Source organism: Paenirhizobium cremeum (genome assembly GCF_022884085.1).
GTDB classification, from domain to species: domain Bacteria; phylum Pseudomonadota; class Alphaproteobacteria; order Rhizobiales; family Rhizobiaceae; genus Allorhizobium; species Allorhizobium cremeum.
On the sequence record NZ_JAGGCS010000030.1, the window covers coordinates 1 to 8,360 of the forward strand.

At 60.6% G+C, this 8,360-nt stretch carries 9 protein-coding genes; 7 read left to right on the forward strand and 2 right to left on the reverse strand.

Annotation, left to right across the window (positions count from 1 at the left end; all coding sequences use genetic code 11):
* Positions 1-182 precede the first annotated feature (182 nt).
* Genes J5N58_RS25680 through J5N58_RS25690 form a run of 3 tightly spaced genes read left to right on the forward strand, consistent with a single transcriptional unit; the run spans position 183 to position 3,672 of the window.
* The gene (locus J5N58_RS25680; RefSeq protein WP_225245755.1) at positions 183-1,757 is read left to right on the forward strand and encodes a Mu transposase C-terminal domain-containing protein; all 1,575 of its coding nucleotides are present in this window, start codon (positions 183-185) and stop codon (positions 1,755-1,757) included.
* A 2-nt stretch (positions 1,758-1,759) separates the two neighbouring features.
* On the forward strand, positions 1,760-2,638 hold the full coding sequence (locus tag J5N58_RS25685; RefSeq protein WP_035243718.1) for a TniB family NTP-binding protein: 879 nt from the start codon (positions 1,760-1,762) through the stop codon (positions 2,636-2,638).
* Positions 2,635-3,672 carry a TniQ family protein gene (locus tag J5N58_RS25690; RefSeq protein ID WP_003501672.1) on the forward strand — a complete coding sequence of 346 codons (1,038 nt, stop codon included), beginning with the start codon at positions 2,635-2,637 and terminating at the stop codon, positions 3,670-3,672. The genes J5N58_RS25685 and J5N58_RS25690 overlap by 4 nt, the downstream gene beginning before the upstream one ends.
* Positions 3,673-3,696: 24 nt before the next feature.
* On the opposite strand, the gene scpB is transcribed toward J5N58_RS25690, so the two are convergent.
* Both scpB and J5N58_RS25700 read right to left on the reverse strand, forming a co-directional pair.
* Positions 3,697-4,374, reverse strand: coding sequence for an SMC-Scp complex subunit ScpB (gene scpB, locus J5N58_RS25695; protein WP_051032483.1), 678 nt, complete (start codon positions 4,372-4,374; stop codon positions 3,697-3,699).
* Positions 4,375-4,376: 2 nt separating this feature from the next.
* Positions 4,377-5,336: a DUF1403 family protein gene (locus J5N58_RS25700; protein ID WP_035243841.1), complete on the reverse strand. Its 960-nt coding sequence runs from the start codon at positions 5,334-5,336 to the stop codon at positions 4,377-4,379.
* Between the two features lie 124 nt (positions 5,337-5,460).
* On the opposite strand from J5N58_RS25700, the gene J5N58_RS25705 reads away from it, so the two are divergent.
* The 4 genes from J5N58_RS25705 to J5N58_RS25720 all read left to right on the forward strand — a co-directional run bounded on the left by J5N58_RS25705 (position 5,461) and on the right by J5N58_RS25720 (position 8,055).
* Positions 5,461-6,597 carry a site-specific integrase gene (locus J5N58_RS25705; protein WP_191192764.1) on the forward strand — a complete coding sequence of 379 codons (1,137 nt, stop codon included), beginning with the start codon at positions 5,461-5,463 and terminating at the stop codon, positions 6,595-6,597.
* Positions 6,598-6,689: 92 nt separating this feature from the next.
* Positions 6,690-6,956 carry a type II toxin-antitoxin system Phd/YefM family antitoxin gene (locus J5N58_RS25710; RefSeq protein ID WP_191192763.1) on the forward strand — a complete coding sequence of 89 codons (267 nt, stop codon included), beginning with the start codon at positions 6,690-6,692 and terminating at the stop codon, positions 6,954-6,956.
* Positions 6,953-7,375, forward strand: a complete 423-nt coding sequence (locus J5N58_RS25715; RefSeq protein WP_191192762.1) for a type II toxin-antitoxin system VapC family toxin — start codon at positions 6,953-6,955, stop codon at positions 7,373-7,375. The genes J5N58_RS25710 and J5N58_RS25715 overlap by 4 nt, the downstream gene beginning before the upstream one ends.
* 35 nt (positions 7,376-7,410) lie before the next feature.
* Positions 7,411-8,055, forward strand: coding sequence for a DUF6904 family protein (locus J5N58_RS25720; RefSeq protein WP_191192761.1), 645 nt, complete (start codon positions 7,411-7,413; stop codon positions 8,053-8,055).
* Positions 8,056-8,360 lie beyond the last annotated feature (305 nt).

Below are 8,360 nucleotides of genomic sequence, written 5' to 3' on the forward strand. Positions count from 1 at the left end.
TGTGGCTTTTACTTCCAGATTTCAATCCGGGGAATGTCATACGCCAGTTGGGTTCTGGCGCTAAACTGGAGACGATTTTCAGCTAATGATTTCAGCGAGGCCCTTTGCCAAAGCGATTTCACGATCGAAGCTCGCCGGCGGCGCGCCCGGTCTTGGACGAGCACTGGTCGATGGCGCGTCGAATGGCCCGCGAGCTGGACAAAATCCTGGATGGCGGCAATCCGAAACATGCTGCCATCAAACGCGCGGCGGCTGAACTGCGGCTCACCACCCGGCAAATCTATAATCTCCTGGCCCGTTACCGAGCCGATCGCACTGTGACCAGCTTGCTTCCTCGCACCGCTGTCAGTCGGCGCAAGCGGCTGCCGGAACAGGTGGAGGCGATCATCGCGGCCACACTTCGCGAGAAGTGGCTGACGCTTGAGCCGACCCCACTTGCTCCCGTGGTCGACGAGATCCGCGCGCGGTGCGAGGAAGCCGGTCTTGCCGTTCCCTCATATGTGACGGTCGCTCGGCGCATCCCGATGTTGTTTTCGCCTGAAGAGATCGCGAAGAAGCGATCGGCCAATCCAAAGCACTTGCTGCGGCTGAAGCCGCGTCCCGGCTATATCCATGCGCCACACCCGCTCGCCGTCTGCCAAATCGACCATACGCCGACTGATATCCATTTCGTGGAGGTGGTCGATGGTGCCGGTGTGTTCGTCGGCCGCCCATATTTGACTGTTATCACCGACGTGGCGACACGATCCATCGTCGGCTTCTGCCTCACCTTGGAAAAGCCGTCGGTTCTGTCCGTTGCGCTTTGTCTCGCCCAAGCCATGTGCCCGAAAGATACATGGCTTGCAGCGCGCAATCTCAATCACGCCTGGCCGATGTTCGGTCGGCCGCAGTTGCTCGTCACGGACTCGGCGATGGAATTCAAGGGACATGCCTTCCAGCGAGGATGTGATGATTATGGGATCAGGATCCGGTATCGCGATCGCGGCCGGGTCCATCAAGGCGGCGTGGTTGAACGGCTGCTGGGAAAGCTCAACGCCGTCCTCGCAACCTACCCGGGCTCTTCGGGCCGTTCGGTGGCCCACCGCGACGAATATCCATCCGAGCGGCGCGCCTGCGTGAGCTTCGCCGATCTGGAGCGTTGCGTTGCGCTGGCCGTGATCGATCACAACCTGCAGGAAAATTCCAAGACCCTGAATGTCCCCATGACGGAATGGCAGCGCAACGCAACCGCCCTGCCTCGTTTCGACGATGACCCGCAGCGCGTGCTGTTGTCGTTCTTGCCGGGGACGGAAAGGCAATTGTCACCGCAAGGGATCAGCATGTTCGCCATGCACTATTATTCGCCGTGGCTGAGCGCCGTCGTTCCCGAACGTGACCGGCTCGGAAAGCTTGAGGTGCGATACGACCCCCGTGACATCAGCCATGTTTACATCCGCGACCCGGAAACAAGACAGTTTCGGCCGGTCGAGCGACGCGACGGCCAACTGACGTCAGTGACGCTGTGGGAGCATGAGGCGGAACGCACCCGTCGGCGTGCGGCAAACCACCGCTCAAGCACTGAGAAGGTGGCGCTCCGCCGCGAGATCGCAGCCATTGTGCAATCGGCGAAACCCTCCAGGCGCCAGTTGCGTGATGCTGTCCGCAAGGCCCATGCCGCTGCGGCGGAGAAGTCTTATGCAGTCATGCAACCGCGGACGCCTCCTCCCGCCGAGCATCCCCCGCGCCAGAAGAGCCGCTTGCCGGTGGAGGACTGGTAGCAATAGTGGATCATTTGCTCGAGCACGTCCGACCGTATCTTGACCGTGATCAGGAGGAAAGGATCGCCTATATCCGCGCGCCACGGTGGATAGGGCATCATGCCGCCCAGGATAGCCATCGGCGACTTGCCGAGCTTCTGTTACGGCCTGCGTCTTTGCGAACCCAGGGGCTGATGTTGGTCGGCCCCTACGCCAACGGTAAGACGATGATTGCCGAGCGGTTCGCCGTCGAGCACCTGAGAACCTCGCCCAAGCAAAGGGTATGGATAGCCCAGACACGCGAAGGCGCCGGCCTTGGCCATTTCTATGCCAGCATTCTCCAGGCGCTGCGGGCGCCCGGCGCCGATATGTGGAACCTCGGCCGCAAGGCCGAGCAACTCGATCACTTGTTGGCCAGCGTCAGGCCGAGGGTGCTGATTTTCGACGAGTTCCACAATGCGTTGCGGGGCCGTGCGCGCGACGTCGAAGCCGTATTTGCTTTCCTGCGGCGGATTGGCCGCCAGTATGACATCTCGCCGGTGCTGATTGGCGAGGTGGCCGTCTGCGATTTTATCAACGCCACCAGCGAGATGGCGAGCCGCTTCGACCTGGTCGCAGTTCCACGCTGGCAATATGACGAGAACTATCTCATGCTGCTCGACAGTCTCGAAGCCGCTTTGCCGCTGGCCAAAAGCTCGGATTTGTCGACCGAACCGTTGGCCCGGATAATATTCAGCCTGTCGGAAGGCCTGATCGGTGAAATCGTCACCATCGTCACCAAGGCAGCTGTCGCGGCGATCAGATCCGGGAGCGAACGCATCACCAAGGCCGGAATCGACGAACTGCACCATGTGCCGGTCTCGCAGCGGCGCAGCAGGGCCTTGCGCGAGAGCCTTCTATGATGACGGCCGACGCGCGCACGCCGGCAATCAGCATTCGCGAACGATATGGTGACGTGGTTTCTGACCTGTGGCCGGTCACCGTGATGCCGCAGCCAGACGAATTGCTATCAAGCTGGTTGCACCGGCTTGCCTATGCCAATGGGGTAGCCCCGAAAGCATTCGCGCGCGTGCTCGGACTTAATCCGGGAATGTGGTCGGCCGCCCTCGATCTGAGGCTGCCGGCCGACATAGCAAACCTGCTGTATGCCAAAACGGGCGTCGCGCCCGATCAGCTCGCGGCGATGACATTGTCGCAGGATCTGCCCAAACAGCTCTTGCTGCCGCTACGCTACAACGGGCAACGCGACAGTTCTACGTGGCTGCAGTTCTGCTGCCGTTGTTTGAGCGAGGATGCGCAACCCTATTTCCGGCGTCGATGGCGGCTGGCGACACGGGTTTCTTGCACAGAGCATGGCTGTCGATTGCGCGATCGATGTCCGTCCTGCAACAGCTCCATTGCAGTCTTTGACCAGAGCGAATTCGTGCCGCAACATTCTTGTGCTGCGTGCGGCTACGACTTACGCCGCGCACCAATCCCTTACCTCAGTCCAATGACGAGAACGTTCGACCGATGCATCGACAATGTATGCAGCCTGGAAGCAATCGCCCACTCCCCATCAGGACCCATGCTTATCCGTCGGCTCTTGAGCTTGCCCAGTGCAGGCGGATACTACTCGGCGATGATCCTCACCAGTCTGTCGACAGCGGCAAGGGCTTACTGCGCCGAACTTCTCAATTGCCCCAGTGAAGGGCCGGTGGATGACGCCGAGGATGAGGAACGCAAAGCACGCCGTCTGAGACGCCTGATTCCGCCGCCGTGTGATCACCCCGCCTGGATCGAGCTTCTGGCGAACGCTCTCAGGCGAAGCAGAGGACGGCCGAATGTCTCGAAAGGCAAGGAGCCGACTATAAAGCTTCCGGACCTGCTAGGCGCCTATGCCAGAATGAACCCAGGTCCCGGCCGTCGCCGGGTGCAGGAGATGATTGGAACCTAAAGAAGCCGCACAGGACCTAAATCGTCACTCCTCCAGTACGTCGCTCTCAGCCAGCCCAAGCGCGGTTTCCTTGAGCGCCTGCCGGCTGAGCAGCCCGGCGTCCTCGAGCCCCTCCAGATCGGGCAGGTCACGCAGTGTCTCAAGGCCGAACGCCGACAGGAAATGCTTCGTCGTCACATAGGTGTAGGGCGCGCCGGGTGTCGGGCTGCGCGGGCCGGAGCTGAGAAACCCGGCATCGCGAAGGCCGGCAATCGTGTCGCGGCTTATCTCCTTGCCGAACATGTTGGACAACTCGCCGCGGGTCACCGGCTGCAAGTATGCGATCGCCGCCAGCACCGCAGCCTCGTTTTCGGACAGCGACGCGGCGACGCTACGCGTTGGCGCCTGCGAGGCACGGATCGCAGACGCGTAAGCCGAACGGCTTCGATGCTGCCAGCCCCCGGCGACCGCAACGATGTCATAGGGACGTGACCGCAGATCCTCGCGCAAATCATCGATGATGAGATCGATGCTGCAGCCGCAACCGACCACGCGCGCCAAAATCTCACGGCTGACCGGCTCGGCGGCGGCAAAGATCACTGCTTCCACCCGCAGCATCCATTCGCGCCAGCGCAGCTCCGGCGGCAGATCTTCGAGCTCGCGATCGAGCAACACTTCGTCCTGCGGCCGTGACTTCCGTCGTGTTGCGCTTGATCCCGCCATCGTCACAACCCAAAAATCCGGAACGAAGTTCGGCCGGACAGTTCACGCACCGCGCCAAAACTTTCCAGCCGCTCGAACAATCGCGTCGCCGCCCAGCGGGAGAGATGGCTGCCGGGCGCGGAGGCGGGCATGGCATCCTCGTTGAGCAGCTTTTCGATGACGACGCCGGCGCCTTTGGTTCGCACCTTCGGCGCCACCGCCAACAATGTCTCGGCACGCCGGCCAATGTCATTGGCCTGCCGCAAGGCCTCGACCGTGGCGGACACGAGCGCCAGGCACACCGTCCGCGGGAAAGCGGGCTCCCCGGGCCGCACCCGTCCGCGGCCCCCGATCGTCTTGAACGCTGCGCCATAACGCTCACCCATCGTGAGCGGCACGCCACACGCCCAGGCGAGTTTTTCCGCGAGCAGGCGGTCGGCCAGCCACCAGGCCAAAATTTCGGCATCTGGCCGGGCGGCGCAGATGTTGGTGACAAGGTCGGCGACGACGAAGGGCACAGCACGACCGGACTGAAGCGCGCCGTCAAATAAATCGGCAATTTCGCTCAGGCCCTCGCGACGCATCCCCATCAGCGCCGCTACCTCCTCCAGAACTTTGCTGCTGATCGGCCGCTTCTTTGCCGCCAGTTTCTGGAATGCCAAATACATAGCTCCGGCCGGCCCGGGATCGTTGCCAGGCGCGGTGAGCAGCACCACATCGCGCAAGCCCGCCTCGCCTTCGTTGCGGCCAATCAGCTGCACGGCCGAATGCGAGGCCCTAAGCGCCAGGCGCTGGCGCCAGCAGCCCGCCCACGGCAGGTCGGCGCGAACCAAATCGTCGAGCGATTTCAGAGCAATGCCAGCGGCAAAGGCGGCGTCCCCTTCGCTTGAATCGCGCGCGCGCCCGTTCGCCCAAGCCGGTAGGGGAGACACGGTCGCTGGGAGAACCGGGGCGGCGAAAGGTGGGGGAAGGCGCGAATCCATGCCGTCAAGCATAGCCGAGGCGCGCAGTTTCTACCACCTATTTCACAATCAACCGCACAGCCTGTCCGCATATAATTATGTCCGATAATCTTGCATTATCGGACGTTATTGTCATTATAGACAAATGGCCCAGATAATCGAGCAAAATACCGAAATTCACATCAATGAGACCTTAGCGCCGTCTCTCAGCATGGCGCCTGGGCGTGATGTTTCCGCGCCGGAGGTGTCGAGCGAGAACACTGCCCTCCCCTCGCCTGCCGGCAAGGACCATCCACCAGCGCATCTCACAAGTCTTGCCGAGCGTGCCCGCGGCTATGTGGAAGCGGCAAGCTCCGCCAATACCCGCAAGGCCTATGCCTCAGACTGGAAACACTTCGCCGCCTGGTGCCGGCGGTCCAATCTGGCTCCGCTCCCGCCACACCCGCAAACCGTCGGGCTCTATATCACCGCCTGCGCCTCCGGCACGGCCGAAAGAGGAGCCAAGGCCAATTCTGTTTCCACGATCGAGCGCCGCCTTTCCTCGCTCTCCTGGAACTATGCCCAGCGCGGCCTGACTCTCGATCGCAGGGACCGGCACATCGCAACCGTTATGGCCGGGATTCGCAACAGCCATGCCAGGCCACCCGTCCAGAAGGAGGCGGTCATGGCCGAAGATATCATCGCCATGATCGAGACGCTTGATCGCGGCTCTCTGCGCGGCCTGCGCGACCGTGCCATGCTGCTCATCGGCTTTGCAGGAGGTCTTCGCCGCTCCGAAATCGTCGGTCTTGATCTGAAGGCTGACCAGACCGAAGATGGACGCGGCTGGATCGAAATCCTCGACAAGGGAATGCTCGTCACCCTGCGCGGCAAAACGGGATGGCGGGAAGTCGAGATTGGCCGCGGTTCTTCAGACATTACCTGCCCGATCGCGGCAGTCGAGACTTGGGTCAAGTTCGCTAAGCTGGCTCATGGGCCCCTTTTTCGCCGGGTGACGAGGCAAGGGAAAGCTGTCGGGTCGGAGCGGCTGAACGACAAGGAGGTAGCCCGGCTGGTGAAGCGGGCGGCGATGGCGGCCGGGGTGCGCGGCGATCTCAGCGAGATTGAGCGCGCTCTCAAGTTCTCCGGTCATTCCCTTCGTGCTGGCCTCGCTTCCTCTGCCGAGGTCGACGAGCGCTACGTCCAGAAACAGCTGGGGCACGCGTCTGCGGAGATGACCCGCAGATATCAACGGCGACGGGACCGCTTCCGCGTGAATTTGACCAAGGCGTCAGGGCTCTAGCTATCCCCTCCCCTCCCCTACCGTTCAAGCGCTTGCAGAAAGACCGCTGACGCATTATAGTTACTATAGTCATTATGGTTAGAGGTGAAGCGATGCAAATATCAACGCACGACGATATGAGCTGGACGGTCGCTGGCGCGAAGGCAAGGCTCTCGGAGGTCATGGAGCGCGCGCAATTGGCACCTCAGACGATTACACGCAACGGAAAGCCGAGCGTGGTCGTTGTTTCTGCAGAAGAATGGCAGAAGAAGACTGCGCGCCGGGGATCACTCGCCGAGTTTCTATTGGCATCGCCTCTGCGTGGCGCCGATCTGGATATTGAGCGACAACACGACGAGCCGCGCGACTTGTTCCTATGAGACTACTCCTCGACACGAACGTTCTGTCGGAAGTTACAAAACCTCGCCCCGATGAGAGCGTCCTGAAGTGGCTCCACGGGTTAGACGAAGACCGCACGTTTATCAGCATCGTATCGATTGCTGAAATTCGCCGCGGTGTCGCTCTGATGGATAGCGGACGGAAACGCGACGCCCTGGGCGAGTGGCTCGAGCATGATCTGCCTCAACGCTTCGAAAATCGGATTATTCCAGTGGAAGGGCCTGTCGCTTTGGCTTGGGGTGATCTCATGGCGCTCGCCAAGCGAAGTGGTCGCGGGCTGGCCTCTATGGACGGCTTGATTGCCGCTACAGCCGTCGCTCACCAATTGACCATTGCGACGCGCAACACCAAGGATTTCGAAGGCTTCGGAATAGATATCATCGACCCCTGGACGGCGTGATCAGCCCTCTTCGTCGACGGAAAGGATTAGTCTGAATGCTCTCCTACAGTTTGCTCAAAAACCACGCTGGCATACTGCTCGTCGGAGACCACACATCCCTGACCTGGCTGCATGAGGTGGTGCATGATGTGAATGACCGCTCCCCGATTGTCATCGACAAGGAAGGCTCGTTTCTGGGCCTGGCCTACGATGTGCGCAAAGCCTTTGAGCGGCAACGTGAGGTTATCCAGCCGCCAAAGCATTTTGAAGAAATCGGTGTTCGATACGGTGTCCAGATTCTCTGGCCAGTTCTTCTGCTGCAGCAGAGGCTGTTGAGACAATCCCTCGCGTTCCTCAGCCATACGGCCAAGACCCAAGCTATCTCTTACGCTCTGGAAGCAGTCATCGAAGATGCGCTGCGCGAGGATTTTGGTGCACAGGCTGAGCACATCATTGGTCTCTGGCAGCGCCTTGATCCAGCACAGCCTGAAGTATTCGACATGATCGACAGCCGCGGGGGAATCTTCTGCTCATGGACGAAGGCCCAACGGAAATCCGGCTTTGCGCAGCTCCTTTCAAGCTTCGATCCGATGTATGACAGCTTCTACTCTATGCGATTGAAGAACGGCGAGAAGAACCTGGTCTCCCCGGCAGGATTCGCTGCATGGGAAAATGCGGAATGGCCGGATCCGCGGTGGTAAATCACTGGCGCATCCATAGTGATATCAACCGGATAGACGCCCTTCCCTCCTCTGTGTTGAAACCGCAAGCTCAAAACTAAGTGCAAATTTTTCGCTTAGCGCTTCAATTGAAATCGGGAGCTAAAATCCACAGCCCGCGTCGGCGACGGGTTTCAGCAGGGTTGGGATGGGCAATTTGGATAGATTGTAAGCCATTGATCTTATGGTAAATGATTTGCTAAGCGAAAGCTAGTTCGGGGTTCGGGTTCGCCACTGGATAGAATGCTCCAGGCCACGCCTGGCCGCCGATAAGTATCCCTTATCGG